Genomic DNA, 24861 nt, shown 5'->3' on the forward strand with positions numbered 1-24861 from the left:
CTTCTTCCGCTTGCCGTCCGCCGCTGGTCCCCGGTCGCTCCCCGGGCCCTTCGCCTCCCCGGCGCCGTCCCCGCCGCCCCGGTCGGGGTCACGGCTCCGGTCGGGGTCACGGCCCCGGTCGGGATCGCGGTCTCCGTTCTCGCGCTCCTCGGCGACCCGGCGGGCGTCCCTGGGCAGCCGGAGGGTGAAGACCGCGCCGCCGCCGGGGGCGTTGTGCGCGGTGATCTCCCCGCCGTGGATGTGCGCGTTCTCCAGCGCGATGGACAGGCCCAGGCCGCTGCCCTCGGAACGCGGGCGGGAGGCGCTCGCCTTGTAGAAGCGGTCGAAGACATGGGGCAGGACGTCCTCGGGGATGCCGGGGCCCTGGTCGGCGACCTCGATCACCAGCTCGCCGCCCCCGTCGGCGCCGCTCCCGTCGGCGCCGCTCTCGTCGGCGCCGCCCTCGTCACCGCCGCCGCCCTCGGTCCGTACCGAGACCCGCACCGGGGAGCCGCCGTGCTTGAGGGCGTTGCCGATGAGGTTGGCGAGGATGACGTCCAGGCGGCGCGGGTCGAGCCGGGCCATGATGCCGCGGTCCGCGTCCAGTTCGACCGCGTCCAGCCAGGCCCGCGCGTCGATGCAGGCGGTCACCTGGTCGGCCACGTCCACGTCGTCGAGCACCAGTTTGGCCGTGCCCGCGTCGAAGCGGGTGACCTCCATCAGGTTCTCCACCAGGTCGTTGAGCCGCCGGGTCTCGCTGACGACCAGCTGCACGGCCGGCGCGATCATCGGGTCGAGGTTGTCCTGCTCCTCCTCCAGCACCTCGGTGACCGCGGAGATCGCCGTCATCGGCGTGCGCAGCTCGTGCGACATGTCGGCGACGAACCGGCGGCTGGAGGCCTCGCGCGCGCTCAGCTCCGCGACGCGCTGCTCCAGCGAGGCCGCCGCGTCGTTGAACGTCCGCGACAGCTGTGCCAGCTCGTCCGTGCCCGACACGCGCAGCCGCGTCTCCAGCTTGCCCTCGCCCAGCCGCCGGGCGGCCTCGCCCAGCCGCCGTACCGGCCGCAGCACGGTGGTCGCGGCGGCCTGCGCCAGCAGCATCGCGCCGATCAGTGCCAGTCCCGTGGCGATGCCCAGCGACCAGGCCAGCGAGTTGAGGTCGTCCCGCTCGGGCGCCAGCGACTTGAGCATGTAGCCGGTCGGCGTGGGCTCCTCGCCGGTGATCTTGGCGCCGCCGACCAGAAAGGGGTCGCCGTCCAGCGTGATCCGCTGCCAGTACAGGTGGTAGGGGTGCTTGTTCTGCTTGGTGACGGGACGCTTCCTGGCGACCGCGCTGCTGAGCCGGCCGGGGACGTCCGCCAGGGTGAAGTCGTCCTCGTTGGAGGCCGCGGCGCACCGCTTGCCGTTCTCCGTCCTGTCGACGAGCAGCACCTGGTAGTTCTGCGAGCTGCGCGCCATCTTGGCCGCCGCCTCCCGCAGTTCCTGGCAGCCCACCCTGCGGGGCAGGTTGCCGGCGTTGTCCTCCATCGCCTTGCGGAAGTCGTTGAGCGCCGCGTTCTGGGCGCGGGTGAGGACGGCGTCACGGTTGAGCCAGTAGGCGATGCCCGAGGCGGAGACGGCCGCCGTGAGCGCCACCAGCGCGAAGACGACGACCAGGCGCAGCCGCAGCGAGGGCAGCATGCCAGCGAGGCGGGAGCGCACGCGCGCGCCCGGGGAGGGAGCGTCGGTCACTCGGGGGCTCCCCCGGGCTGTGTGCGGAAGGGTGCGGCGCACCCGACGAGCGGGCGCCGCACCGTCGGGGCGTTGCCGTGCCTCACTGCGGCGGGTCCAGCCGGTAGCCGACGCCGCGCACCGTGCGGATCAGGGTGGGGGAGGAGGGCACGTCCTCGACCTTGGCGCGCAGCCGCTGCACACAGGCGTCCACCAGGCGCGAGTCGCCCAGGTAGTCGTGCTCCCACACCAGCCGCAGCAACTGCTGCCGGGACAGGGCCTGGCCGGGCCGCCTGCTCAGCTCCAGCAGCAACCGCAGCTCCGTGGGGGTCAGTTGCAGATCCTCGCCGTTCTTGGTGACCGTCATCGCGGCGCGGTCGATCACCAGCGAGCCGAACGTCGCCGAGTCGGTGGACTCCCGCTCGCCGCGCCGCATCACCGCCCGGATCCGCGCGTCCAGCACGCGGCCCTGCACCGGTTTGACGACATAGTCGTCGGCGCCGGACTCCAGGCCGACCACGACGTCGATGTCGTCGCTGCGGGCCGTCAGCAGGATGATCGGCAGCTGGTCGGTGCGGCGGATGCGGCGGCACACCTCGAATCCGTCGATGCCGGGCAGCATCACGTCCAGCACGATCAGGTCGGGGCGCTGTTCGCGCAGCAGTTTCAGACCGTCCTCACCGGACGCGGCGGTCACCACGCGGTGGCCCTGGCGGGTCAGACCCATCTCCAGGGCGGTACGGACGGCGTCGTCGTCCTCGATCAGCAACAGGAAAGGCACGCGCGCCATTCTGGCCCATGGCGCCGACATACTTCGACCGGCGGTCCCGGCCCGGCAACGACACGCGCTGTGGCCTGCGCGTTGTGTGATCCGCCGAGGCTTGTGACACCGCTGTGACAGACGGGGGACCTCGTCATGAAATCAGGACGGCAGGGTTGTCCGCATCAAGCAAGCGACCGGGTTGGCTCCAAGGGGGCGCGAGATGAACACACTGCACGGCACGAATACGAGCGCAGTCCTTCACACGCGTCTGCACGTCCCTTCGGTTCCCGCTTCCGCGAAGCGGCCGGAGAAGACCGGTGCCGAGACGGGCACCGCCCTGCTGGAGCGCAACCGGGACCTCCTGGGCGGCCGGAGCTGTGCCCGTGGCACGGGCCGCCCGCGTCCGCGGACCGTCTTCGGTCCCGCGGTCGAGGGACTTCGCAGGGACGTTCCGGGGGGGACCACGCGGGACCGCGGGGAGACGGTCCGGGGGGAGACGGCCCGAGGGGAGAGGGGGAACACGGGGGAGACCGGGAGCGAGGGGGGCTCCCGGGAGAGTGGCGCATACAGGGAGGCGGCGGCGCTGGGCCCCGTCGAGGAGTCCCGCGTCCCCGGGGTGGACGCGGAGGCCGAGGCGGCGTTCACCGCGTACGTACGCGAGCGCCGTGCCTCCCTGTACGCCACCGCCTACCACCTGACCGGTGACCGCTTCGAGGCCGAGGACCTGCTGCAGAGCGCCCTGTTCTCCACCTACCGCGCCTGGGGCCGCATCAGCGACAAGGCGGCGGTGGGCGGCTACCTGCGCCGCACCATGACCAACCTCCACATCAGCGCCTGGCGCCGCCGGAAGCTGAACGAGTACCCGACGGAGGAGCTGCCCGAGACCGCCGGCGAGCAGGACGCGATGCGGGGCACCGAACTGCGCACCGTCCTGTGGCAGGCGCTCGCGCGCCTGCCCGAACTCCAGCGCACCATGCTGGTCCTGCGCTACTACGAGGGCCGCACCGACCCGGAGATCGCCGAGATACTGGGCATCAGCGTCGGCACCGTCAAGAGCAGCATCTGGCGCTCCCTGCGCCGCCTGCGCGACGACGAGGTCCTCAGCTTCGGCCGCAGCCAGGAAGAGAGCTTCGACGAACTGGTCGCCTGACCCGGCGACCACACCACACTCCACCTGACCCCACGGGGACATGGGGCACAGGGGGATACGGGGGACAACGGGGACACGGGGAAATACGGGGAACGAGAGCGGTTCCGCCAGGACAGGGGGTCCTGACGGAACCGCTCTTTTGCGTGGCTGCTCTCCCTGCCCCGTATTTCCACAGCACGGCGCTATTGGGTGAGCGGTACGTCTTCATAGAGGTGTTGCGTCAGCTGCTGGCGATCAACGCTATGTGATGGACACCTTTTCCCGGAATTCTTGAAGCCACTGTCGATACTGTTCCTCGCTGTGCATCGGGGTTTCCGGGTCCATCATGAGATCGGCACCGCTGAGCTGATCCAACGCGTTCCAAACGTTTTCATCTTCGAGCTCTGGCGCGTCTCCCTCCATCATCGCCAGAGCCCATGCGGAAGCCTCTTCCGGTGACCCTTCACCGGTGGCCAGCGCTTGAAGCCTTTCGGCGATTTCCTGCGTGATGGTCATGGTCACCCCTCATCAGAAAGTCCCTGTGAAGTTCCCGTGCTCGTCAAATCTGTAGTGCACCTTCTTGCCGCCCGTCACAGCGACATCTGGCCTGACTATGCGGACCCTGCCTTCATGGTCGACGCTCTCATGCCAAATACGTGTCCGCCCACTGTCGGGGTCCCATTCACGTACCAGGCGTCTTCCTGCGATCACGCCTGGCTTCTGCGCCTCTTTCACATCTCCGTAGAACCTGTACCGTCCATCGGGAAGCTCTCGGTGGCTTCCCTTCCCGTACTTCGCCGCTTGTGAATAGTAGTTCTTCAGTTTGGCGGCATGCGCTGCGTTCGCGGCCCCGCCGGGGACCTTCGGAGGTTCCTTGGGTACAGAGGCGTTCCCGCAGGACGCGAGGCCGAGTGGATCAGTCTCGATGAGAGGACTGGTGACATAAAGGTAGGGGTTGGGTGCTGGTCCCAGGCCGAGGGGGTCACAGGCTAGATACCGCGCCGTCTCCGGGTCGTAGTAGCGGAAGTAGTTGTAGTGGAGGTCGGTTTCCGGGTCGGCGTATTGGCCGGGGAAGCGGAGGGGGCAGGTGTGGGTGTCGGCCGGGGTTGTGCCGGGGAGGGGAGTGCCCCACAGGGTGGTGCGGAGTTGCCAGGTGATGTCGCCGGCCGGAGTGATGAGTTCGGTGGGGGTGCCCGCCAGGTCGGTGAGGACTGTCTGGAAGCGGGGCCGGACGGCGGTGGGTTCCGTGAGTTTGGTGAGGAGTGACGTGCCCGGTTCGTGGATGAGCGGGGTGTGGTCCGTCTGTGCGACGGGGCGATGGGTCCCGGGAGCGTAGTCCCAGGTGGTGGTGCGGCCCCCCGTGGTGGTCTGCTCGGCCAGGCGGGTGCCGTCCCAGGAGAAGGAGAGAGTGGTGCCGTCCGGGCCCGCCTTGGATATGCGGCGGCCCAGCGGGTCGTAGGTGTACGTCCATACCGCGCCGTCCGGGGTGGTGGCGGAGGTCAGCCGGTCTTCCGCGTTCCAGGTGTAGGTCCAGGTGCGCTTCTGGCCGTTCAGCAGACGGACCGTCTTGGAGGTGCGGCGGCCGGCGGCGTCGTGAGTGTAGGAGGTGCGTCCGGTGCGGTGCAGAAGGGTGCCCTCGACGGTGCGTTTGCCGGGGGCGGGGTGGTCGGGGGCTTCCGCTGTGGTGACGTTACCGGTCGCGTCGTAGGCGTACGTCTCCCGCCAGCCGTGGGCGCTGACCCCGGTGACGCGGCCGAAGGGACTGAGGGTGAAGCGGCGGGTGCCGGAGGCCAGTTCGCGGATCTCGGTCACGTGCCCGTCGGGGCGGTAGGCGTAGTCGCGGTGCTGGAGAAGCGCTGATCCGGCGTGGGCCACCTGTCCGGTGAGCCGGTCGGCGCGATCCCATGACTGGCGCAGCAGCAACGCACCCGTGCGGCGCTCCGTCTCACGCCCCGCCTCGTCGTGGGTGAAGGCGAGGCCGCCATGGTCCGTCACCAGTTCGGCCGGGCGCCCCTCGGCGTCGTACCGCCATGAGGAGGTGAGGCCCGAGGGGGTGGTGCGTCCGGTGCAGCGGCCCAGGGGGTCGTAGGCAAAGGTCGTCGTACGGCCGTTGACGGTTTCGGAGACCACGCGGCCCAGGGCGTCCCGCGACAGTTCCAGCTCGGCGCCGGGGCCTGTGGCGGCGGTCAGCTCCCCCGCCGCGTCGTAGGTGAAGCTCGTGACCTCGCCCGTGGTCTCGTCGCGCTGCTCCGTGACGCGGCCGAGTGGGTCCCGCTTGTAGCGCAGCGTTTGACCCTCCGCGTTCGTGCGGGCGACGAGCCGGCCGAGGGGGTCCACCTCGTAGGTGAGGGCCGCGCCGTTGAAGTCCGTCTCGGCGATGAGGTGTCCCGCCGCGTCGTACTGGTACACCCAGTCCCGGCCCTGCGGATCGGTGACCCGGGTGAGGCGCATCTCGGTGTCGTAGGAGAAGGCGTAGCGTGCACCGTCGGGGTCGGTACGGGTGGCCGCCGAGTCGAACGGCCCGGCCGTGTGACGGGTTGTGCCGCCCGCGGGATCCGTGTGGCGGAGAAGGTTGCCCTCCCCGTCCCAGACCCATGTCTCCCGGGCGCCTTCGGAGTTCTCCCGCCAGCTCGGTCTGCCCTCCGTGGTCCACCCCATGCGCGTGGTGTGACCCAGCGGGTCGGTGATCTCCATGGCCCGGCCGAAGGCGTCGCGGCGTATACGAGTGGTGTGGCCGAGAGCGTCCGTGACAGCGGTCGGGAGGCCCGCGGCGTCACAGACGAGGTGCTGAGCGTTCCCGAGGGCGTCGGTGATGGCGGTGAGATGCCCGCGTTCGTCGTACCCGTAGTGCGTGACGGCCCCGCCCGGGTCGGTGGTCTGCGTGAGGTTGCCGCGGTCGTCGTAGGCGTGCCGCCACACCGTGCCGTCCGGCTCGGCCACTTCGACGGGCTGGTGGAGAGCGTTGTACGTCGCGGACGCGACGGTTCCGTCCGGGAGTTCGACGGCGGTGAGGTTGTCCTGCGCGTCGTAGGTGTAGCGCGTGGTGTGTCCGAGGGGGTCGGTCACCGACAGCGGGGCGGTGCCGCGGTCGTTCCACTACGTACGGGTCGTGTTGCCCAGCGGGTCGGTCTCCGCCACGACCTGGCCGTCGGCGTTGCAGCGGCACACGGTGCGGTGGCCGAGCGAGTCGGTGTAGACGGTGGTGGCGGCTGCCTCGTCGTAGGAAAAGGTGCCGTCGTAGATGCCGTCCGGGCCCGCGGTACGGACGACACGGCCGGCCGCGTCGTACTCGTACCGGAAGGTCGTGCCGTTGCGGTCGGTCCACGAAAGCATGCGGCCCTCGTGGTCGTAGGTGAAACGCAGGGCCTTGCCACTGGAGTTCACGACCTCGGCGAGGTTGCCCGCCTCGTCGTACCCGTAGCGCATCACCAGTGTGCTCGGTGCCGGTGCGCCGTTGTCGGGGGCGTAGGGATCCGGTGGCTCGTGCAGCAGGCGCAGCGCTGTGACCCGCTGGTTCTCGGTCTCGACGCTGAGGTGGTAGCCGCCGGAGTGCCGAAGGGCGACAGGCGTGGCGTAGGGGCCGCGGTCGATGTCCAGGCAGGCGCCGTTGCGGTCCCTCAGCGAGACGAGGGGCAGCTGTGCGACGGTGGGTTCACCGCAGGGGAGCGGGTCGGCGAAGGTCCGGACACGTCCGCTGTCCGGGTCGGTGAGGGTGAGCGTCCCGTCCGGTTTGCCGTCCCACTCCAGCGGCCAGCGTGGGCCCTTGGAGGGCAGCACGGGCTCGTGCGGTTCCGGGACGGGGTAGACCAGGCGCATGCCGTCCGCGGCGACGAAGACCACACCGTCGGCATCGATCTGGACGCGTTCGTCCAGGAGGGACGCCCAACTGGGGCCGAAACACACACCGCCCCGGTACGACGAGAGGTGGGTCCGGGTCAGGACAAGGGGCAGGGCGCCCGGGAGCGACAGATCGGTCTGCTCCATGAGCATCGAACCCGTCGCCACGTCCACCGGCTCACCCTTGGTAGGAGTACGGCCGGGGGTGCGGGAGGCGACCCCTTCGTCGATGAGGTTCGGCCGGAGGGAGGGTGTCTGCAGAGCCGGAGGCGTCTTCGGCAGAAACACCCGGCTTCCGCCGAACACCCCGCCCAGCAGCATGCCGCTCTCGGCGGCCTTGTTGACCTCTTCCAGGCTGATCCCGCTCTGGTGTCCGGCGAGGATCCGGGCCGGCTGGGCCACGGCGAGATCCATCGCGACGCTCTCGACACCGCCGAACGCGGCCCCGATCAGCGCGCTGGCCACGAGGCGTGCCGCAGTGGCTGAAATGGTGACGCTCAGGGTTTCCCCGAGCGCGATGATGGCCTCGGCCGCCGCGCCCGCTGCCGCGTCGGAGACGCCGAGGGTGGGTCCGGTCAGGACGATTCCGGTGACGATCAGCGTGGCACAGGCGGCGATCTCGGTCCACAGCCTCTCGACCGCCTTGTCGATCTCCTCCGCCAGGTCGTCCAGGGCCTTCGCCATGGACCGGGCCGACTTCGCGAGGTCCTTCAGCCAGCCCTTCTCGCCTTTGCCGACATAGCGGGACCAGAAGGTGTCGAAGGCATCGATGGCCTCACCGCTGTTCAGCTCGATGAGGGTGCGGGCCCTGTGATCGGTCTCCCGCTTGACCTCGTCGACAGTCTTGGCGAACGCCCGCCAGGCCTTCGCCGCCTCCCGCAGCTTGTCGGGATCGCCGTCCGGCCAGTGGAGGCCCATCTTCTCCAGGATGGCGCGGGCCTCTTCCTTGACGCTCACCTGCCGGCGTCCCGGCCCTCGGCACCGGATGCGTCGTGGTGTCGGTGATCGCCCTTCCTGGCCTCGGTGAAGATGCCCTCGATCAGTTCGTCGTTGTCGACGTGGCCGTCCTTGAGGTCGTCCATCGCCTCATGGATGCTCACGAGTCCGAGTACGAGCGTCCCGGCCGCCCTCTCCACTGCCCGCTGGTTCGACGTGTACTTTTCCTCGAACTGGGACCCCGCATCCTTCCCCCATGGCTTGCCGAGCCCGTCCAACGTGGTGACGAGCGTGGTCAGGGCCCCACTGAGCTTCTTGCCCTGCTTCCCGAAAGCCGGGGCCGCGACCTTGAGTTCGGGGACGGCGATGCCCAGGACCATGCCGCCCTTGCCTGCTCCCGCACTGTAGTCCGAGCTGGTCGTGTGGTTGATCCGCGTGTGCACGGGGCGGTCTTCCGGGGCGGACATCGCGCTCCTACGGCTCGGCATGCTCGCAACATGTGTATGGGCAAAGCATCCGAGTGTAGTCGTCCTGTTACTCGGCTGCCGTGATGCCCGTCGGATTCACGCCGCCACCGCCGTGTCCGGCGGGCCCGTCGTCGTGGTGCGGAGCCGGGCTATGCGGGTCGCGGCCTGTTCGTGGTCGCAGGGGGTGGCGCCCAGGGCGCGGTGGCGGGCTATCAGGGATGGTTCGGCGCGCAGGAGGCGCCAGCCGCGGGTGAGGAGGACCGGGAGCGGTTTGCGGGCCTCGCGGATGTCGCGGAGCAGGCGGCGGCGGAAGGTGGTGGTGGGGCGTCCGCGCAGGCAGATGGCGTCGGCCAGCACGCCGAGGGCCGCGCAGCGTGCCGCGATGTCGGCGGCGAAGACGCCCTCCGCGAGGAAGAGGGGGGAGCCCGCGAGGTCGAGGTGGTCCTCGCCGGTGCGGGCGCTGAGCGCGATGTCGTAGCGGGGCACCGTGGTGGTGCCCCGCCGGCACAGCCGGGTGATGGCGTCCACGGCGGCGTCCGCGTCCCAGGAGCGGGGCGAGTCCCAGTCCACCTCGGCCCCGACGAGGGGGAGGGTGGGGTCGTCGCCCTCCTTGTAGAAGTCGTCCAGGTGGAGGACGGGCAGCCCGCTGCGGGTGGCCAGGCGGGTCTTGCCGGAGCCGGAGGGGCCCGTGAGCAGGATGACCCGGGCGGGCGCGGGCCGGGGCGGGGCGGCGGCCGGGACGGAGGCGGTTCTCGCGGGGACGCCGCGTGCGTCGCTGGAGTCGGTCACGGGTCACGATTGTCCGTCATCGGCCCGGCGTGTTCGAAGGTGCGTGCGGAAAGTATCGCCGGATGAGGCCCCGGCCGGGCGCGCGGAGGCAAATCCTCCGCCGCGACCCGCGCCCGCCCCTCCCGAAAACCGGTCCTGGACAGCGAGAATGGCGCTCCACAGCACCCGAGGGAAGAGGGAGGCCCGCACGTATGGCACAGGAAGTACGCGGGGTCGTCGCACCGGGAAAGAACGCACCCGTGCGGGTCGAGACGATCGTCGTGCCCGATCCGGGCCCCGGCGAGGCCGTCGTTCAGGTGCAGGCGTGCGGCGTGTGCCACACCGACCTGCACTACAAGCAGGGCGGGATCAGCGACGCCTACCCCTTTCTCCTCGGGCACGAGGCGGCGGGTGTCGTCGAGGCGGTCGGCGAGGGCGTCACGGACGTCGCGCCCGGTGACTTCGTCATCCTCAACTGGCGCGCGGTCTGCGGCCAGTGCCGGGCCTGCAAGCGCGGCCGGCCCTGGTACTGCTTCGACACCCACAACGCGGCGCGGAAGATGTCGCTGGCGTCGGACGGGAGCGTGCTGGAGCCGGCGCTGGGCATCGGCGCCTTCGCGGAGAAGACGCTGGTGGCGGCCGGGCAGTGCACCAAGGTCGACCCCGCGGTGTCGCCCGCCGTGGCGGGGCTGCTGGGCTGCGGCGTCATGGCCGGGATCGGCGCGGCCGTCAACACCGGCCAGGTGACCCGCGGCGACTCGGTGGCCGTCATCGGCTGCGGCGGGGTGGGGGACGCCGCCATCGCGGGGGCGCGGCTGGCGGGCGCGGCGAAGATCATCGCCGTGGACATCGACGACCGCAAGCTGACCACCGCCGAGAAGATCGGCGCCACGCACACGGTCAACTCCTCCACCGCCGACCCGGTCGCGGCCATCCGTGAGCTGACGGACGGTTTCGGCGCGGACGTCGTCATCGAGGCGGTCGGCCGCCCGGAGACGTACGAGCAGGCCTTCTACGCCCGCGATCTGGCCGGGACGGTGGTGCTGGTCGGGGTGCCCACGCCGGAGATGAGGCTGGAGCTGCCGCTGCTGGACGTCTTCGGGCGGGGCGGGGCTCTCAAGTCCTCCTGGTACGGCGACTGTCTGCCCTCCCGGGACTTCCCCATGCTGATCGACCTGCACCAGCAGGGGCGGCTGGACCTCGGCGCGTTCGTCACCGAGACCATCGCGCTGGACGAGATCGAGCAGGCGTTCGCGCGCATGCACGGGGGCGACGTGCTGCGTTCGGTGGTGGTGTTCTGATGGCCGCCCGTATCGACCGCCTCGTCACCAGCGGTGAGTTCCGGCTCGACGGGGAGACGCACCAGGTCGACAACAACGTGTGGCTGATCGGCGACGACAGCGAGGTCGTCGTCGTCGACGCCGCCCACGACGCCGACGCCATCGCCGCCGCGGTCGGCGGCCGTACCGTGCGCGCGATCGTGTGCACCCACGCGCACAACGACCACATCGACGCCGCGCCCGAACTGGCCGCCCGCACCGGCGCGCCCATCCTGCTGCACCCCGAGGACCGGGTGCTGTGGGACATGACCCATCCGGACCGGGTCCCCGACGGGGAACTGGCCGACGGTGACGTCCTGGAGGTGGCCGGCGCCCGGCTGACGGTTCTGCACACCCCCGGCCACGCCCCCGGCGCCGTCTGCCTCTACGCACCCGCGCTCGGCACGGTCTTCACCGGGGACACCCTCTTCCAGGGCGGTCCCGGTGCCACCGGGCGCTCCTTCTCGGACCACCCGACGATCCTCCGCTCCATCCGGGAACGGCTGCTGACGCTGCCCCTGGAGACCGTGGTGCGCACGGGCCACGGGGACAGCACGACGGTGGGCGCCGAGACGGCCAACGTGTAGCCCGGCCGCCCTTCGGACGGGGCCCGGCGAGCAACCGGCCCGGTCCCGTCCGGAGAGGCTCACTGCCGGTAGCCCTCCAGGAAGCGGCCGATGCGCGAGATGGCGGCGTCCAGGTCCTCGGCGCGGGGGAGGGTGAGGATGCGGAAGTGGTCGGGCGCGGCCCAGTTGAAGCCGGTGCCCTGGACGACCTGGATCTTCTCGCGGAGCAGCAGGTCGAGGACGAAGCGTTCGTCGTCGTGGATCTTGTGCACCGCGGGGTCCAGCCTCGGGAACGCGTACAGCGCGCCCTTGGGCTTGACGCAGCTGACGCCCGGGATCTCGTTGAGCTTGCGCCAGGCGACCTCCCGCTGCTCGTGGAGGCGGCCACCGGGCAGGACCAGGTCCTCGATGGACTGGCGGCCACCGAGGGCGGCCTGGATGGCGTGCTGGGCGGGGGCGTTGGGGCACAGCCGCATGGAGGCGAGCATGCCCAGGCCCTCCAGGTAGTCACGGGCGTGCTGCTGCGGCCCGGAGACCAGCAGCCAGCCGGAGCGGAAGCCGGCCACCCGGTACGCCTTGGACAGGCCGCTGAAGGTGAGGCAGACCAGGTCGGGGGCGAGGGCGCCCACGTGGTGGTGCTGGGCGCCGTCGTAGAGGATCTTGTCGTAGATCTCGTCGGAGAAGACCATCAGCCCGTGGCGGCGGGCCAGGTCGAGGATGCCCTCCAGCAGTGCGCGCGGGTAGACGGCGCCCGTCGGGTTGTTGGGGCTGATGATGACGACGGCCTTGGTGCGGGACGTGATCTTGGCGGCCATGTCGTCCAGGTCGGGCAGCCACTCGGACTGCTCGTCGCACACGTAGTGCACGGCCTTGCCGCCGGCCATCGTGGTCACGGCCGTCCACAGCGGGAAGTCCGGGGCGGGGATGAGGACCTCGTCGCCGTCCTCGACCAGCGCCTGGACGGCCATCGCGACCAGTTCCGAGACGCCGTTGCCCAGGTAGATGTCGTCCACGTCGGCCTCGGGGAAGCCGCGCTGCTGGTAGTGCTGGGCGACGGCGCGGCGCGCGGACAGGATGCCGCGCGACTCGGTGTAGCCGTGCGCCTGGGGGAGCATCCGCACCATGTCCTGGATGATCTCCTCCGGCGCCTCGAAGCCGAACAGGGCGGGGTTGCCGGTGTTGAGCCGCAGCACGCTGTGCCCGGCCTCCTCCAGCGCGTCGGCCTGTTCGATCACCGGACCCCGGATCTCGTAACAGACCCCGCTGAGCTTGTTCGACTGCCGGAACTCCATGCTCGCCCGCCCTCCTGGTCCGAATGTATTCCTTGGTTCTACCAAGCTGGCACTTGGAAAGTCCAACCACATGTCTAGACTGACGGGCATGCCGAGCCATGCGACCACCACCAGCACCAGCCGATCCCGCCGCAGCTACGACCAGTTCTGTGCCGTGGCGCGCGCCCTCGACGCGGTCGGGGACCGCTGGACGCTGCTCATCGTCCGCGAACTGCTGGCCGGCCCGCGCCGCTACACCGATCTCCACGCCGACCTGCCCGGCGTCAGCACGGACGTGCTGGCCGCACGGCTCAAGCACATGGAGGCCGAGGGCCTCGTCGAACGGCGCCGCCAGCCGCGCCCCGCCTCGGGCCACGTCTACGAACTGACCGGGCGCGGGCGCGGCCTGCTGCCCGTCCTCTCCACCCTCGCCACCTGGGGCGCCCCCGCCCTGGGCAAGCCGCGGCCCACCGACGCGGTACGCGCCCACTGGTGGGCGCTGCCCCTGCGGGAGGTGCTGATCGCGGAGCTGGGGAGCGAGGCGGGCCTCGTGGACGTCGTACTGCCGGAGGGGACGTTCCACCTGCGGCTCGCCGCCCCTGACGCCGGCGGGGAGGCGGCGCACGGACCGGTGTACGCGGAGGGCCCCGCACCGCACGGCGCCGGCACGCGGCTCGAACTGGACGCCGACGCCTGCGTGTCCCTCGCGGAGGGCTCGCTGACGCTCACGGACGCGGTACGGGCGGGGACGGTCCGGATGACCACCCGGTCAAGGTGACTTCCCGGTCGGGGTGACCTCCCGGTCCGGAGGACGGAAAGGAGGACGGGAGGGAGCGCGGGCACTGGGGAGCGGAGGCGGAGAGCCGGCCGGTGGCCCGTCTCGCATCGTCGACCGGGCATTCTCCACGCGCCGTCGGTGGCGATCAACCGCTCAGGCAGTCTCGGGCCGACATGCGGAACGCGGCCACCAGCCGGCTGCTGTCCGCGGCCCGGGTTGCCACGACGACGCGGCTCGGTTCGACGCCGTCCAGCGGGATGGTGGTGAGGTCGGGCCGGGTGCCGCCGGTGTGCAGGGCGGCCGGGATGATGGCCACGGCCTGCCCGGCGGCTATGCACTCGAGCTTGTCCTCGATGGTCTCGACCGGGGGTCCGCCGGGTGCGGGGCGGCCTCCCGGCCGCGGGTCGATGCGCCAGTACGCGTCCCATTCCGGATCCGGGAACCGGGGGATCGGCTCGCCCTCGATGTCGTCGAGCGTGACCGACTCCTTGCCCGCCAGCCGGTGCCCGACCGGTACGAGCAGCATCCTCGGCTCGTCGTAGAGGACCGTCACGTCCAGGCCGTCCGTCTGCAGCGGCAGCCGGGTGATCGCCGCGTCGACCCGCCGGTCGAGCAGGGCCTGGCGCGGCTCGTCCCACTTCAGGTGCAGCGTGCGTACCTCGGCGTCGGGGTGTTTGTGCCGCAGGTTCCGCACCACCGGGGTGACGATCAGTCCCGCGGTGTAGCCGACGGTGATCCGGGTGGGCCGCGCGGCGGCCCGGGCGGCGACCGTGGCCCGCTGGGCCGAGCGCACCAGGGCGCGTGCGTGGGGGAGGAAGGCCTCTCCCGCTTCGGTGAGCCGCGTTCCTTGCCGCGTCCGGTCGAAAAGCCGCGCCCCCACCTGGGCCTCGAGCCGGCTGATCTGCCGGCTCAGCGACGGCTGCGCGATGTGCAGCTCGGCGGCGGCGCGGCCGAAGTGCAGATGCGACGCGACGGTGGTGAAGTAGCGCACCAGCCGAAGGTCGAGATCCGTCATGCCTCAAGGGTATGACGTGGTCCAAAACAGGTCTTTGATGGCCGGGAGCCTGCGTCCCTACCGTGAGAGCCATGGCAAACGACAAGGAAATCGCGGTCCGGCGCTTCTACGAGGCACTCTCCACCGGTGACACCGCGCTGGTCGACGAGGCCCTGGCCGCCGGCTGGGAGGCCGTCCCGCCCCTGCGCACCGGGGGCGGCCCGGAGGGATGGAAGGCGAGCATCGCTCACCTTCGTGGGGTGTTCAGTGACCTGACCGTCGAGATCGAGCACGTCGTCGTGGACCGGGACATGGTCGCGGTACGGGCGGTCAGCCGCGGCAAGCACACCGGCGAGCTGCTCGGCGTCGAGGGCACCGGCCGCGAGGTCGAGTTCCGGGCGGCCGACTTCCACCAGGTGGCCGACGGCCGCATCGTGCGCACCTGGCACCTGGAGGACTACTTCTCGATCGCCACCCAGATCGGACTGGAGTTCACCCGTGGCGCTTGACGGAAAGACGGCGGTGGTGACCGGGGCGGCCCGGGGCATCGGATACGCGTACTGCCGGCGGCTCGCCGCGGACGGCGCGCACGTGGTCGCCGTCGACATCGACGACCCGGCGGACGCCGTGAGCGAGCTGACGGGCGGCGGCGACAAGCTGGGACTGGTGTGCGATATCAGTGAACCGTCGCAGGTCGACGCCGTGACCCGCACGGTCCTCGACCGGTACGGGCGCTGCGACATCCTCGTCAACAATGCCGGCATCTTCCCCTACACCGACCTTGAGCACACATCGATCGAGCTGTGGCGCAAGGTGCAGGCGGTCAACGTCGAGTCGATCCTGCTCTTCGCCCGGGCGTTCGCGCCGGGGATGCGGGCCGCGGGGTGGGGGCGCATCGTCAATACCGGCTCGGGCATCACCCTGACCCAGAACCGCGACCTCGCGTACATGACCAGCAAGGGCACCGTCCACGTGCTGACCCGGGCGCTCGCCAACGAACTCGGCGACAGCGGCATCACGGTCAACGCGATAGCACCCGGCCTGGTGGCGACCCAGGGCTTCCTGGGCCGGGCCCGTCCGGGCGGCCCGACTGCCGACGAGGTGTTCGCCCGTGTGACGGCCCTGCAGACCATCAAGCGCCAGTCGGTCGCGGCGGACCTCGGTAACGCCCTGGGCTTCCTGGTCTCCGACGACGCCGATTTCATCACCGGCCAGATCCTGCACGTCGACGGCGGCATGACACGTACGGGAGCCTGACATGCTCGAAGCCATCGCCGACCGTTTCAGCACCTCGCCACGCTCGCCCGTACTGCACTCCCCCGCCGAGCACGGGCTGGACTTCGAGGATGTCACGTTCCCCTCCGAGGACGGGATTCCGCTCGAAGGCTGGTTCGTGCCGGCCCCCGGCTCCGACCGGCTCGTGATCGTCAACCACCCGCGGTTCTTCAGCCGTTCGGGGCTGCCGTCCCATCTGGAGCCCTGGCGGTCGGTCAACGGCGAGACCGGCAACGACATCGAGGTCGACCTGGTGCCGGACATCGCGATCCTGCACGCCGCCGGCCACCACGTCCTCGCCTACGACCTGCGCAATTTCGGCCTCAGCGGCGCCGCCAACGGCGGCGTGACCACCAGCGGCAGATTCGAGTCGCGCGACGTCGTCGGCTCCCTGCGGTATGCGCGGTCGCGTCCTGACCTGCGCGGGGCGCGGATCGCGCTGTTCAGCCGCTGCCTGGGCGCCAATGCCACGCTGTTCGCGATGCAGCGGGCCCCGCAGGAGTTCACGGACGTCCGCTGCCTGGTCGCCTGCCAGCCGCTGTCGCCGCGCGCGGTTCTGGAGCGAACGCTGGAGCGGCGCCGCATCCCGGCCGGGCGGATGGAGGAACTGGACCGGCTGATCAGGCTCCGCACCGGCTTCGGCCTCGACGAGATGTCCCCGGTCGAGACCGGCGCGGCCGGCAGTGTCCGGGTGCCGACGCTCGTCTACCAGGTCCACGACGACCTCATGACGTACCCGGCCGATGTCCGGTCCATGTTCGACGCCATCCCCTCGGACGTGCCGAAGGAGCTGTTCTGGATCCACGGCACCACCCGCCGCTGGGACGGATACCTGCACTTCCAGAAAGACCCGGACCGCATTCTGGAGTGGCTGGCCGGCCACATCGGCTAGTGGTTCGGCATGCGGACTCGGCCGGGTACGCGGTCAGCGCCGGACCGGTGACCGGGAGGCGAAGCGCACCGGGCTCGGCGCGGTTGCGCACCTCACCGGAACGCTCAGGCGCCGACCGGGTGCCAGACCGTCTTCGTCTCCAGGAAAGGAGTCATCCGCGCCAGGCCCGGGTCGGCCGACCAGTCGTCCGCGCCGGGGGCCGGGCGCAGCACCCGCTTGAGGTTCTCCGCCGCCGCGGCCTCCAGTTCGGCGGCCAGCTCGCCGTCCGCCCCCGCCAGGTCGAGGGCGTTCACGTCCCTGTGCGCGGCCAGCGGCCGGGCCAGCTCCGCCGTGTCACCCGACAGGATGTTGACGACACCGCCGGGCAGGTCCGAGGTGGCCAGCACCTCCGCGAGGGAGAGCGCGGGCAGCGGGGCGGTGTGCGAGGTGACGAGCACCGCCGTGTTGCCGGTGACGATCACCGGGGCCAGGACGGAGACCAGGCCCAGCAGCGAGGACCGCCGCGGCGCCAGCACCGCCACCACGCCCGTCGGCTCAGGCGTGGAGAGGTTGAAGAACGGGCCCGCCACCGGATTGGCGCCGCCCACCACCTGGGCCACCTTGTCGGACCAGCCCGCGTACCACACCCAGCGGTCGATCGCCGCGTCCGTGACCTCCCGGGCCTTCGCCGCAGGCAGGCCGTCCGCCGCCGCCACCTCGGCGGCGAACTGCTCGCGGCGGCCCTCCAGCATCTCCGCGACGCGGTAGAGGACCTGACCGCGGTTGTAGGCGGTCGCGCCCGACCACCCGGCGAACGCCTTGCGGGCCGCCACCACCGCGTCCCGCGCGTCCTTGCGGGAGGCGAGCGGGGCGTTGGCCAGCCACTGACCCTGTGCGTCCGTCACCTCGTACACCCTGCCGCTCTCGGAACGGGGGAACTTCCCCCCGATGTACAGCTTGTAGGTCTTCAGCACGGACAGCCGTGCGCCACGCGCCTCGGACCCGCGTGTCTCAGGCGTGCTCAAGGTAGGCCTCCAGACCGTGCCTGCCGCCCTCGCGGCCGTACCCCGACTCCTTGTAACCGCCGAACGGGGAGGTCGGGTCAAACTTGTTGAAGGTGTTGGCCCACACCACACCGGCCCGCAGCCGGCCCGCCATGTCGAGGATGCGCGAGCCCTTCTCCGTCCAGATGCCCGCGGACAGCCCGTAGGGGGTGTTGTTGGCCTTGGCGACGGCCTCGTCGGGGGTGCGGAAGGTGAGGACGGACAGCACCGGGCCGAAGATCTCCTCGCGCGCGATGCGGTGCGTCTGGCCGACGCCGGTGAAGACGGTCGGCGCGAACCAGTAGCCCCGGCCGGGCAGTTCGCACGGCACCGACCAGCGCTCGGCGCCCTCCCGCTCCCCGGAGTCGGCCAGCTCGGTGATCCGGGCCAGCTGCTCGGCGGAGTTGATGGCACCGACATCGGTGTTCTTGTCGAGCGGGTCACCGACACGGAGCGTGGCCAGCCGCCGCTTGAGCGCGTCCAGCACCTCGTCGTGCACGGACTCCTGCACCAGCAGCCGGGAGCCCGCGCAGCACACCTGGCCCTGGTTGAAGAAGATGCCGCTCACGATGCCCTCGACGGCCTGGTCGAGGGGGGCGTCGTCGAAGACGATGTTGGCGCCCTTGCCGCCGAGTTCGAGCGTGAGCCGCTTGTCCGTTCCGGCGACGGTACGGGCGATCTCCTTGCCGACGGCGGTCGAACCGGTGAACGCCACCTTGTTCACGTCCGGGTGCGCCACCAGCGCCGCGCCGGTCGCGCCGTCGCCCGTCACGATGTTGACGACGCCCTTGGGCAGCCCCGCCTGGCGGCAGATGTCCGCGAAGAACAGCGCGGACAGCGGCGTCGTCTCGGCGGGCTTGAGCACCACCGTGTTGCCGGCCGCCAGCGCCGGGGCGATCTTCCAGGCGAGCATCAGCAGCGGGAAGTTCCACGGGATGACCTGCGCGGCCACGCCCAGCGGCCTGGGGTCGGGGCCCAGCCCCGCGTAGGAGAGCTTGTCGGCCCACCCCGCGTGGTAGAAGAAGTGCGCCGCGACCAGGGGCAGGTCCGCGTCGCGCGTCTCCCGGATCGGCTTGCCGTTGTCCAGCGTCTCCAGGACCGCCAGCTCGCGGGAGCGCTCCTGGATGATGCGGGCGATGCGGAAGAGGTACTTGGCGCGCTCGGCACCCGGCAGCGCCGACCACGGCCCGAAGGCTTCCCGTGCGGCCCGCACGGCCGCCTCGACGTCGTCCGCGCCGCCGTGGGCGACCTCGGACAGCACCTCCTCGGTCGCCGGGGCGAGCGTCTTGAAGACCTTGCCCGCCGCCGCCTCGCGGAACTCGCCGTCGATGAACAGCCCGTAGGACGGGGCGATGTCGACGACGGCACGGGACTCGGGCGCGGGTGCGTACGCGAACAGCTTCGATGCCGCCGACGGAGCGACTGGATCGGTCATGGCTCAGTCCACCGTTACGTAGTCGGGGCCGGAGTACCGGCCGCTGGCAAGCTTCTGCCGCTGCATCAGCAGGTCGTTCAGCAGGCTGGAGGCGCCGAAGCGGAACCAGTCGGGGCTGAGCCAGTCGTCGCCCAGCGTCTCGTTGACCAGCACCAGGTACTTCACCGCGTCCTTCGCCGTGCGGATGCCGCCGGCCGGCTTGACACCGACCTGGCGGCCGGTGGCGGCCCGGAAGTCGCGCACGGCCTCCAGCATCAGCAGCGTCCCCGGCGGCGTCGCGTTCACCGCGACCTTGCCGGTGGACGTCTTGATGAAGTCGGCCCCCGCGAGCATCGCCAGCCACGAGGCGCGGCGGATGTTGTCGTAGGTGGCCAGCTCGCCGTTCTCGAAGATCACCTTCAGATGGGCGTGGCCGCAGGCCCGCTTGACCTCCTGGATCTCCTCGAACACCTGGAGGTAGCGGCCCGCCAGGAACGCGCCCCGGTCGATCACCATGTCGATCTCGTCGGCCCCGGCGGCGACGGCCTCCCGGGTGTCGGCCAGCTTGACGGAGAGCGCGGCCCGGCCGGAGGGGAAGGCCGTGGCGACGGACGCGACGTGGATCCCCTCCGCGCCCAGACCGGCCAGGGCCTGCTTGGCGGTGGCCGCCATGTCCGGGTACACGCAGACGGCGGCCACCCGCGGCGCTGACCGGTCACCCGGGTCGGGGGCGGCGGCCTTGGCGCACAGCGAGCGGACCTTGCCCGGGGTGTCGGCACCCTCAAGGGTCGTCAGATCGATCATCGAGATCGCCAGGTCGAGCGCGTACGCCTTCGCGGTCGTCTTGATGGAACGGGTCCCCAGCGCCGCCGCCCGGGCCTCCAGCCCGACCGCGTCGACACCCGGGAGCCCGTGCAGAAAGCGGCGGAGAGCGGCGTCGGAGCTCGCGACGTCGGAGAGGGTGCCCCTCCCCGCGTCGCGAGGGGCCGCATCGGTAGGCATGCTCACCAGAGCACCATATCTACGCGCGTAGCCGCTGTCACCCCTACGACGGGGGTCGCAGGGGTGGGAGTGTCCTCGATGACGCCGCATCCGAGGGGTCGGGGTCGGCCAGCTCCATGGGCCGAACGTCCGGCGCCCGTCCTCGCGCCGCAGCTCGTCGGGCACCGGCTCGGTCAAGTGGTCCCACCACTCCGTCTTCTCCCCGAGCAGGTGGCCGTACTCCATGCCGACGGGCTCTCCGTCACCGTCCTTGTGGGCCAACGCGGCACGGAAGGTGGATTTGCGGGTCAGGGACCTGAAGCGCCGGAACGCCGCCACGACGTCCTCGCCGGTCTCGTGGTAGGGCGGCTCCGCGAACGCCTCGGCGTAGACGGCCCGGAACGCGTCCTCGGCCCGCGCGGCGGCGGCCCCGTCCAACCGCTCCACCGTGACGGCGTCTCGCCGGGTCATGCCGCACCCCTTCGCAGACTCTCACGGAGGCGTTCGCCGCACGCGGGTCGTCGAGCACGGGCCGCCGCGACCGGTGCGCGTACGTCCCGTCGCCGCCCGGCACCACACGTTCAGCCCTGGCCCGACAGGACGGAGTCCAGGCCGAGCAGTTCCGCCAGGTTGCCGCCCAGGACGCGGTCGCGGGTCTCGCCCGGCGAGGTGACGCGTTCGACCACGGTGCGGGCCACGACCGGGTCGCCGTAGGGGGTGTCCGAGCCGAAGAGGGCGCGGTCCGGGAGTTCGCGGACGGCCATGCGGACGGCGAGGGCGAGGGGGGCGGTGGACAGCTCCAGGTACATGCTGGGCCGCTCCCGGACGTAGGCGATGGCCTCCATCCAGTTGAGGCCCCCGAGTTGGCTGACGACGAGGGGGACGGAGGGGTGGCGGGCGGCGAGGTCCGCCAGGGTCGCCAGATCGGCCGGCGTCGTCGGGGCGAAGCCGTGCACGACGACGGGGAGTCCGCCGTGGTCGGCGGCGGCCCGCAGCACCGGCTCGACACGGGCCGCCTGCCCGGCGGGCGGCGTCAGCTCACCGATGCCGTACAGCCCCCGCCCGGCCACGTCCCGGGCGACGATCGCGGCGATCTCCTCCTCCGGGGCGTCCAGGGGCACCGGGCCGAAGCCCAGGAACCTGTCCGGGTGGGCGGCCAGTGTGTCGTGCAGCTCCCCGACCGCCGCCCGGTAGCCGTCGGTGCCGTTGCCGCGCCCGGCCAGCGCGGCGTCCAGCACACTCATCTCGCGGCGCAGGGACGCCAGATCGGTGGCGCGCTCGGGGTGCGGGCGGGTGGCGAAGAGGACGGAGGCCGCCACCCCCGCGGCGTCCAGGGCCGCCAGGTGGTCGCGGACGGGAAGACGGACGTGGGCGTGCGCGTCGAGGATCACCGGATTCTCCCAGCTCGGACGGTACCGGGCGGCGGAATGCGCCCGGTACCGCCACCGTTGCTCCTTGACACAGTGGGAAGGTCAAGCGGAAGGAAGCCGTCAGCGGTGCTCATCGGGGAACTGGCCCGGCGTACGGGCACGACGACACGGCTGCTGCGGCACTACGAGAAGACCGGGCTGCTGCGTTCCCACCGCCGTGCCAACGGCTACCGCAGCTACGACGCGGACGCCGAGGAGACCGTGCGCACCATCCGCGCCCTCCTCGCGGCGGGCCTCCCCACCCGCGTCATCCGCCAGGTCCTGCCCTGCACCACGGGTGGCGCCACCGTCCTCCCCTGCCCCGGAGTGCTGGAGGCGCTGCGCGCCCAACTGGCCGCCCTCGACCGGCGCGCCGCCGAGATGGACGCGGCCCGTGCCGTCCTCCGGCGCACCATCAGCGCGACGGAGGCCGAGGCCATGGGGAGGGAGGCCGAGTCCGTGGGGACAGAGGCCGAGGCAACGGGGACAGGGGCCGAGGTCACGGGGACAGGGGACGCGCGTGGCCCCGTCTAGGCCGCCGGGCCGTACACCATGTGGGCCACGCCGCCCTCGAAGCGTTCGCACCTGGTCAGGGAGAGGGTGTGTGCCGCGGCGCCCTCGGGGAAGAGGCGCTGGCCGGAGCCGAGGGTGAGGGGGTAGACGAACAGGTGGAGTTCGTCGACGAGGCCGTCGGCCAGCAGGGCCCGCACCAGGGTGGCGCTGCCGCTGACGTAGACGCCCCGGGAGTTCTCCTTCAGCTCGCGGACGGCCTCGGGGCCGTAGGGGCCCAGAACGGTGGAGTTGTTCCAGTCGGCGGCCCTCTCCAGGGTCGAGGAGACGACGTATTTGGCCGTCTCGTTGAAGAAGAGGGCGCCAGGGTCGTCCTCGGTGCCGCGTGAGGACCACGCCGGGGCGAACATCTCATAGGTGGCGCGGCCCAGCAGGATCGCGTCACTGGAGGCGGTCAGCGCTCCGACGGCCTCCGTCATCTCCTCTCCGAACGGGTAGGGCGCCGTCCAGCTCGGCGCCTCGATGACGCCGTCGAGCGTGATGAACTCGTGCACCTTGAGTGCTCCCATGGCCGCTCCCTCGTGTCGTGCCCGTCCGCCGTCGGCCGGGCGCTGGAATGGTGACTCCCGCCGAGCCGTGAAGTCATCGCCCGTGTGGACCGGAGGGGTGTTTCGATGCCGTACCGCAATGTCCGCCATGCGGACGGTCGGGCACAATCGTTCGCATGACGAGCGAGGACAAGCGTCAGGGTCCGGACGACGGGACCGGGGCCGGAGCCGGAGCCGGGTCGCAGTCCGGGCCCGGGACCGGGACCGGTGGCCAGGACCCCGCCGAGCGGGTCTACCGGTCGCCCGCCGGTATGGCGGGCGGTGTCGTCCTGCTGGCCATCGGAGTGTGGCTCGCGGCCGACGCCGTCTTCGGCGGCGAGGGCCGCACCCCGTGGCTCGCACTCGCCGGGCTGCTGTTCGCCGCACCACTCGTCGTCGCCTTCACCCTGCGGCCCGCCGTCTTCGCCGGTACGCGGCGGATGCGGGTACGCAACCCCTTCCGCACCATCGAGCTGCCGTGGGGCGCCGTCGAGTCGGTGCGGGCCGGCTATTCCAGCGAGGTCGTCGCGAGCGGCGCGAAGTATCAGCTGTGGTCGATCCCCGTCTCCCTGCGGGCCCGGAAGAAGGCGACCCGGCACAACGAGCGGGCCGGTGGCGGCGGGGCGCCGATGGGCGGGATCTTCGGCGGACGCGGTCTGCCCGACCTCTCCGCGGGCGAGGACGGTAGGCAGTCCCGGCGCGCCCCCTCCGACCAGGCGGTGGACGAGCTGCGCGAGCTGCACGAGACCTACGGCGGGAAGGAGGACGCCCAGGGCGCGGTGAGCGTCCGCTGGTCCTTCGAGGTCCTGGCCCCCGCGGCGGCGGGCGCCGTCCTGCTGGCCGTCCTGCTGGCGACGGCCTGACGGCGGACTGGCGACGGGCCTCGCGGCGACCTGGCACGGCGGCCCGGAAGGCGGCCGGTCGGACGGCGGACTGGCGACGGGCGCGGGGAGGGCTGGCGACGGGCGCGGGGGAGGGCTTGGAAGGGCGCGGTCTGACCACTGGCGCGCGAGCGTCCCGGTCGGCGGTCGGACGGCGCTCTGACGCCCCGGCGGGCGGCACCGGGGAGTGGGTGCCGCGGCTCAGCGGACCCGTTCGACCAGTGACTCGGCCTCATGGCCGGTCAGTTCGAGACCGAAGGTGTCCTCCAGGACCTTGGGCAGCTCGTAGGGCTCCAGGGTGCGCTCCTGGGCTGGTTCCGTGGCGCCCGCGGGGGTCGTCGTCCAGGTGAGGCCGTCGAGCTGGTCGAGGCGGTCAGGGCGGACGCGCTGGAGGAAGGGGCGGCGGGTGAACGGGGAGTGCGCGCTGGTGGCGACGAAGTGGTTGCCGACCTGGTAGTCCACCGGGTACTGCGGGGTCAGGGTGACGTTGTGCCGCACCGTCCAGCCGCCCGCCCCGTCCGGGTGGTGCAGCGCCCAGCCGTCGGCACCGGGGGTGACCTCCGTGCGGCGCAGCAGGAAGGGGCGGCCCTCGATCACCGTACGGTTGCCGTCCACCAGTTCGATCGGCGCCAGCGGGCTGTCGCCGAAGCCCACATCACTGAGCCACGCGCGGCCCTCGACGCGGACGAGCAGCATCGCGTGGGTCGCCGGGAGTATCTTCTCCGCGCCCAGCCGCACCCGCCCCGAGAGCGCGGTGAAGTCGAAACCGAGCCGCTCCAGGGCCGCCGCGTAGAGGGTGACGTGCTCGTAGCAGTAGCCGCCCCGGCCCCGGCGCACCAGCTTGTCCTGGAGATCGGCCAGATCGAGCGAGACCGCCCGGTACAGGAAGCTGTCGAGGTTGTCCCAGCGCACCGACAGCACATGGGCGCGGTGCACCGCCCGCAGGGTCTCCAGGGTGGGGGTGCGCTCCCCCTCGTAACCCAGCCGCGCGAGATACGCGTCCAGGTCGAGCTGCTCACCGTGCCACATCGGCCGCCCTTCCGCTCGGGATCCCGGAAACGTTCCAGGGCAACGGGATCCGGGCAGCGGCTATTCCATGCCTTGCCACCCCCCGTCGACCGGCGGTCCACACAGTTCGGCCGGCCCCGCGCGCTCGACTGAGTACGTGTACTCATGTGCCGTGACCAGGAACTCCCTACCTTCATGAACATGGCCCCGCACAACGTCGCCAGCACCGCCCGGCTGACCAACCCGGAGGGGGAGGCACGGGCGGACAGAGCCCTGAGCGGATCTCCATGGCTGCGAGAGGTCCACGGTCGGACAACAAACATCGACGGGCAGGGCGCGCAGCACCGTACCTCCGCACTTCCCTC

22 protein-coding genes and 1 pseudogene are annotated in these 24861 nt (G+C 71.5%); 9 read left to right on the top strand and 14 right to left on the bottom strand.

Going from position 1 to position 24861, the window contains the following annotated elements:
- A partial coding sequence (locus FM076_RS20970) for an ATP-binding protein (RefSeq protein ID WP_430625930.1) occupies positions 1–1710 on the bottom strand: 1710 nt, incomplete at its 3' end.
- A gap of 82 nt (positions 1711–1792) precedes the next feature.
- Positions 1793–2470 (bottom strand): two-component system response regulator AfsQ1, encoded by a 678-nt coding sequence (gene afsQ1 / locus FM076_RS20975; protein WP_173872511.1) that lies wholly within the window; start codon positions 2468–2470, stop codon positions 1793–1795.
- 202 nt (positions 2471–2672) lie between these two features.
- Between afsQ1 and FM076_RS20980 the strand changes: the two genes are divergently transcribed.
- Entirely contained in the window at positions 2673–3602 is a 930-nt protein-coding gene (locus FM076_RS20980) for a SigE family RNA polymerase sigma factor (protein ID WP_173872512.1), read from the top strand.
- Between the two features lie 240 nt (positions 3603–3842).
- On the opposite strand, the gene FM076_RS20985 is transcribed toward FM076_RS20980, so the two are convergent.
- The 4 genes and pseudogenes from FM076_RS20985 to FM076_RS21005 all read right to left on the bottom strand — a co-directional run bounded on the left by FM076_RS20985 (position 3843) and on the right by FM076_RS21005 (position 9610).
- Positions 3843–4097, bottom strand: a complete 255-nt coding sequence (locus tag FM076_RS20985) for a DNA-binding protein (RefSeq protein ID WP_173872513.1) — start codon at positions 4095–4097, stop codon at positions 3843–3845.
- Between the two features lie 378 nt (positions 4098–4475).
- Positions 4476–8375, bottom strand: a pseudogene (locus FM076_RS35345) (DUF6531 domain-containing protein); the annotation flags it as partial.
- Entirely contained in the window at positions 8372–8821 is a 450-nt protein-coding gene (locus tag FM076_RS21000) for a hypothetical protein (protein WP_173872514.1), read from the bottom strand. The pseudogene FM076_RS35345 and the gene FM076_RS21000, both read right to left, overlap by 4 nt.
- A 96-nt stretch (positions 8822–8917) precedes the next feature.
- A complete protein-coding gene (locus tag FM076_RS21005; protein WP_173872515.1) occupies positions 8918–9610 on the bottom strand; it encodes an ATP-binding protein in 693 nt (230 codons plus the stop codon).
- 191 nt (positions 9611–9801) lie between these two features.
- Between FM076_RS21005 and FM076_RS21010 the strand changes: the two genes are divergently transcribed.
- Together FM076_RS21010 and FM076_RS21015 are read left to right on the top strand one after the other, a co-directional pair.
- Positions 9802–10890, top strand: coding sequence for an S-(hydroxymethyl)mycothiol dehydrogenase (locus FM076_RS21010; protein WP_173872516.1), 1089 nt, complete (start codon positions 9802–9804; stop codon positions 10888–10890).
- Positions 10890–11495 (top strand): MBL fold metallo-hydrolase, encoded by a 606-nt coding sequence (locus FM076_RS21015; RefSeq protein WP_173872517.1) that lies wholly within the window; start codon positions 10890–10892, stop codon positions 11493–11495. Before FM076_RS21010 ends, FM076_RS21015 begins: the two co-directional genes overlap by 1 nt.
- Positions 11496–11554: 59 nt before the next feature.
- Here FM076_RS21015 and FM076_RS21020 read toward each other — a convergent pair whose 3' ends face one another.
- Positions 11555–12766: a pyridoxal phosphate-dependent aminotransferase gene (locus tag FM076_RS21020; protein ID WP_173872518.1), complete on the bottom strand. Its 1212-nt coding sequence runs from the start codon at positions 12764–12766 to the stop codon at positions 11555–11557.
- Positions 12767–12854: 88 nt separating this feature from the next.
- Here FM076_RS21020 and FM076_RS21025 point away from each other — a divergent pair, with 88 nt between their 5' ends.
- Positions 12855–13523 (top strand): winged helix-turn-helix transcriptional regulator, encoded by a 669-nt coding sequence (locus FM076_RS21025; protein ID WP_173872519.1) that lies wholly within the window; start codon positions 12855–12857, stop codon positions 13521–13523.
- Between the two features lie 145 nt (positions 13524–13668).
- On the opposite strand, the gene FM076_RS21030 is transcribed toward FM076_RS21025, so the two are convergent.
- On the bottom strand, positions 13669–14538 hold the full coding sequence (locus FM076_RS21030) for a LysR family transcriptional regulator (RefSeq protein WP_173872520.1): 870 nt from the start codon (positions 14536–14538) through the stop codon (positions 13669–13671).
- 71 nt (positions 14539–14609) lie between these two features.
- Between FM076_RS21030 and FM076_RS21035 the strand changes: the two genes are divergently transcribed.
- The 3 genes from FM076_RS21035 to FM076_RS21045 are packed head-to-tail and all read left to right on the top strand — an operon-like array spanning position 14610 to position 16684.
- A complete protein-coding gene (locus FM076_RS21035) occupies positions 14610–15026 on the top strand; it encodes an ester cyclase (protein ID WP_173872521.1) in 417 nt (138 codons plus the stop codon).
- A complete protein-coding gene (locus FM076_RS21040) occupies positions 15016–15774 on the top strand; it encodes an SDR family oxidoreductase (RefSeq protein WP_173872522.1) in 759 nt (252 codons plus the stop codon). The genes FM076_RS21035 and FM076_RS21040 overlap by 11 nt, the downstream gene beginning before the upstream one ends.
- A gap of 1 nt (position 15775) precedes the next feature.
- Positions 15776–16684 (top strand): alpha/beta hydrolase family protein, encoded by a 909-nt coding sequence (locus FM076_RS21045; protein ID WP_173872523.1) that lies wholly within the window; start codon positions 15776–15778, stop codon positions 16682–16684.
- A gap of 104 nt (positions 16685–16788) precedes the next feature.
- Here FM076_RS21045 and FM076_RS21050 read toward each other — a convergent pair whose 3' ends face one another.
- The 4 genes from FM076_RS21050 to FM076_RS21070 all read right to left on the bottom strand — a co-directional run bounded on the left by FM076_RS21050 (position 16789) and on the right by FM076_RS21070 (position 21492).
- Positions 16789–17688 carry an aldehyde dehydrogenase family protein gene (locus FM076_RS21050; RefSeq protein ID WP_243274588.1) on the bottom strand — a complete coding sequence of 300 codons (900 nt, stop codon included), beginning with the start codon at positions 17686–17688 and terminating at the stop codon, positions 16789–16791.
- The gene (locus tag FM076_RS21055; protein ID WP_173872524.1) at positions 17675–19141 is read right to left on the bottom strand and encodes an aldehyde dehydrogenase family protein; all 1467 of its coding nucleotides are present in this window, start codon (positions 19139–19141) and stop codon (positions 17675–17677) included. Before FM076_RS21055 ends, FM076_RS21050 begins: the two co-directional genes overlap by 14 nt.
- A 3-nt stretch (positions 19142–19144) precedes the next feature.
- The gene (gene deoC / locus FM076_RS21060; RefSeq protein WP_173874900.1) at positions 19145–20122 is read right to left on the bottom strand and encodes a deoxyribose-phosphate aldolase; all 978 of its coding nucleotides are present in this window, start codon (positions 20120–20122) and stop codon (positions 19145–19147) included.
- A 560-nt stretch (positions 20123–20682) separates the two neighbouring features.
- On the bottom strand, positions 20683–21492 hold the full coding sequence (locus tag FM076_RS21070) for an amidohydrolase family protein (protein WP_173872525.1): 810 nt from the start codon (positions 21490–21492) through the stop codon (positions 20683–20685).
- Between the two features lie 105 nt (positions 21493–21597).
- On the opposite strand from FM076_RS21070, the gene FM076_RS21075 reads away from it, so the two are divergent.
- Entirely contained in the window at positions 21598–22044 is a 447-nt protein-coding gene (locus tag FM076_RS21075) for a MerR family transcriptional regulator (RefSeq protein WP_173872526.1), read from the top strand.
- Here the strand turns inward: FM076_RS21075 and FM076_RS21080 are convergent.
- A complete protein-coding gene (locus FM076_RS21080) occupies positions 22041–22589 on the bottom strand; it encodes a dihydrofolate reductase family protein (protein WP_173872527.1) in 549 nt (182 codons plus the stop codon). The two genes, FM076_RS21075 and FM076_RS21080, sit on opposite strands and share 4 nt — an antisense overlap.
- A 155-nt stretch (positions 22590–22744) precedes the next feature.
- On the opposite strand from FM076_RS21080, the gene FM076_RS21085 reads away from it, so the two are divergent.
- A complete protein-coding gene (locus FM076_RS21085) occupies positions 22745–23470 on the top strand; it encodes a PH domain-containing protein (protein ID WP_173872528.1) in 726 nt (241 codons plus the stop codon).
- Between the two features lie 219 nt (positions 23471–23689).
- Here FM076_RS21085 and FM076_RS21090 read toward each other — a convergent pair whose 3' ends face one another.
- Positions 23690–24517 (bottom strand): arylamine N-acetyltransferase family protein, encoded by an 828-nt coding sequence (locus tag FM076_RS21090; RefSeq protein WP_173872529.1) that lies wholly within the window; start codon positions 24515–24517, stop codon positions 23690–23692.
- Positions 24518–24861: the final 344 nt, after the last annotated feature.

It is taken from the genome of Streptomyces albus subsp. chlorinus (assembly GCF_013302895.1).
Classification (GTDB): Bacteria; Actinomycetota; Actinomycetes; order Streptomycetales; family Streptomycetaceae; genus Streptomyces; species Streptomyces chlorinus.

Coding starts and splice junctions, on each gene's coding strand:
- FM076_RS20980 (WP_173872512.1), top strand. CDS start 2,673: ATGAACACACTGCACGGCACGAATACGAGCGCAGTCCTTCACACGCGT.
- FM076_RS20985 (WP_173872513.1), bottom strand. CDS start 4,097: ATGACCATCACGCAGGAAATCGCCGAAAGGCTTCAAGCGCTGGCCACC.
- FM076_RS21000 (WP_173872514.1), bottom strand. CDS start 8,821: ATGTCCGCCCCGGAAGACCGCCCCGTGCACACGCGGATCAACCACACG.
- FM076_RS21010 (WP_173872516.1), top strand. CDS start 9,802: ATGGCACAGGAAGTACGCGGGGTCGTCGCACCGGGAAAGAACGCACCC.
- FM076_RS21015 (WP_173872517.1), top strand. CDS start 10,890: ATGGCCGCCCGTATCGACCGCCTCGTCACCAGCGGTGAGTTCCGGCTC.
- FM076_RS21020 (WP_173872518.1), bottom strand. CDS start 12,766: ATGGAGTTCCGGCAGTCGAACAAGCTCAGCGGGGTCTGTTACGAGATC.
- FM076_RS21025 (WP_173872519.1), top strand. CDS start 12,855: ATGCCGAGCCATGCGACCACCACCAGCACCAGCCGATCCCGCCGCAGC.
- FM076_RS21030 (WP_173872520.1), bottom strand. CDS start 14,538: ATGACGGATCTCGACCTTCGGCTGGTGCGCTACTTCACCACCGTCGCG.
- FM076_RS21035 (WP_173872521.1), top strand. CDS start 14,610: ATGGCAAACGACAAGGAAATCGCGGTCCGGCGCTTCTACGAGGCACTC.
- FM076_RS21045 (WP_173872523.1), top strand. CDS start 15,776: ATGCTCGAAGCCATCGCCGACCGTTTCAGCACCTCGCCACGCTCGCCC.
- FM076_RS21055 (WP_173872524.1), bottom strand. CDS start 19,141: ATGACCGATCCAGTCGCTCCGTCGGCGGCATCGAAGCTGTTCGCGTAC.
- deoC (WP_173874900.1), bottom strand. CDS start 20,122: ATGCCTACCGATGCGGCCCCTCGCGACGCGGGGAGGGGCACCCTCTCC.
- FM076_RS21080 (WP_173872527.1), bottom strand. CDS start 22,589: ATGGGAGCACTCAAGGTGCACGAGTTCATCACGCTCGACGGCGTCATC.
- FM076_RS21085 (WP_173872528.1), top strand. CDS start 22,745: ATGACGAGCGAGGACAAGCGTCAGGGTCCGGACGACGGGACCGGGGCC.
- FM076_RS21090 (WP_173872529.1), bottom strand. CDS start 24,517: ATGTGGCACGGTGAGCAGCTCGACCTGGACGCGTATCTCGCGCGGCTG.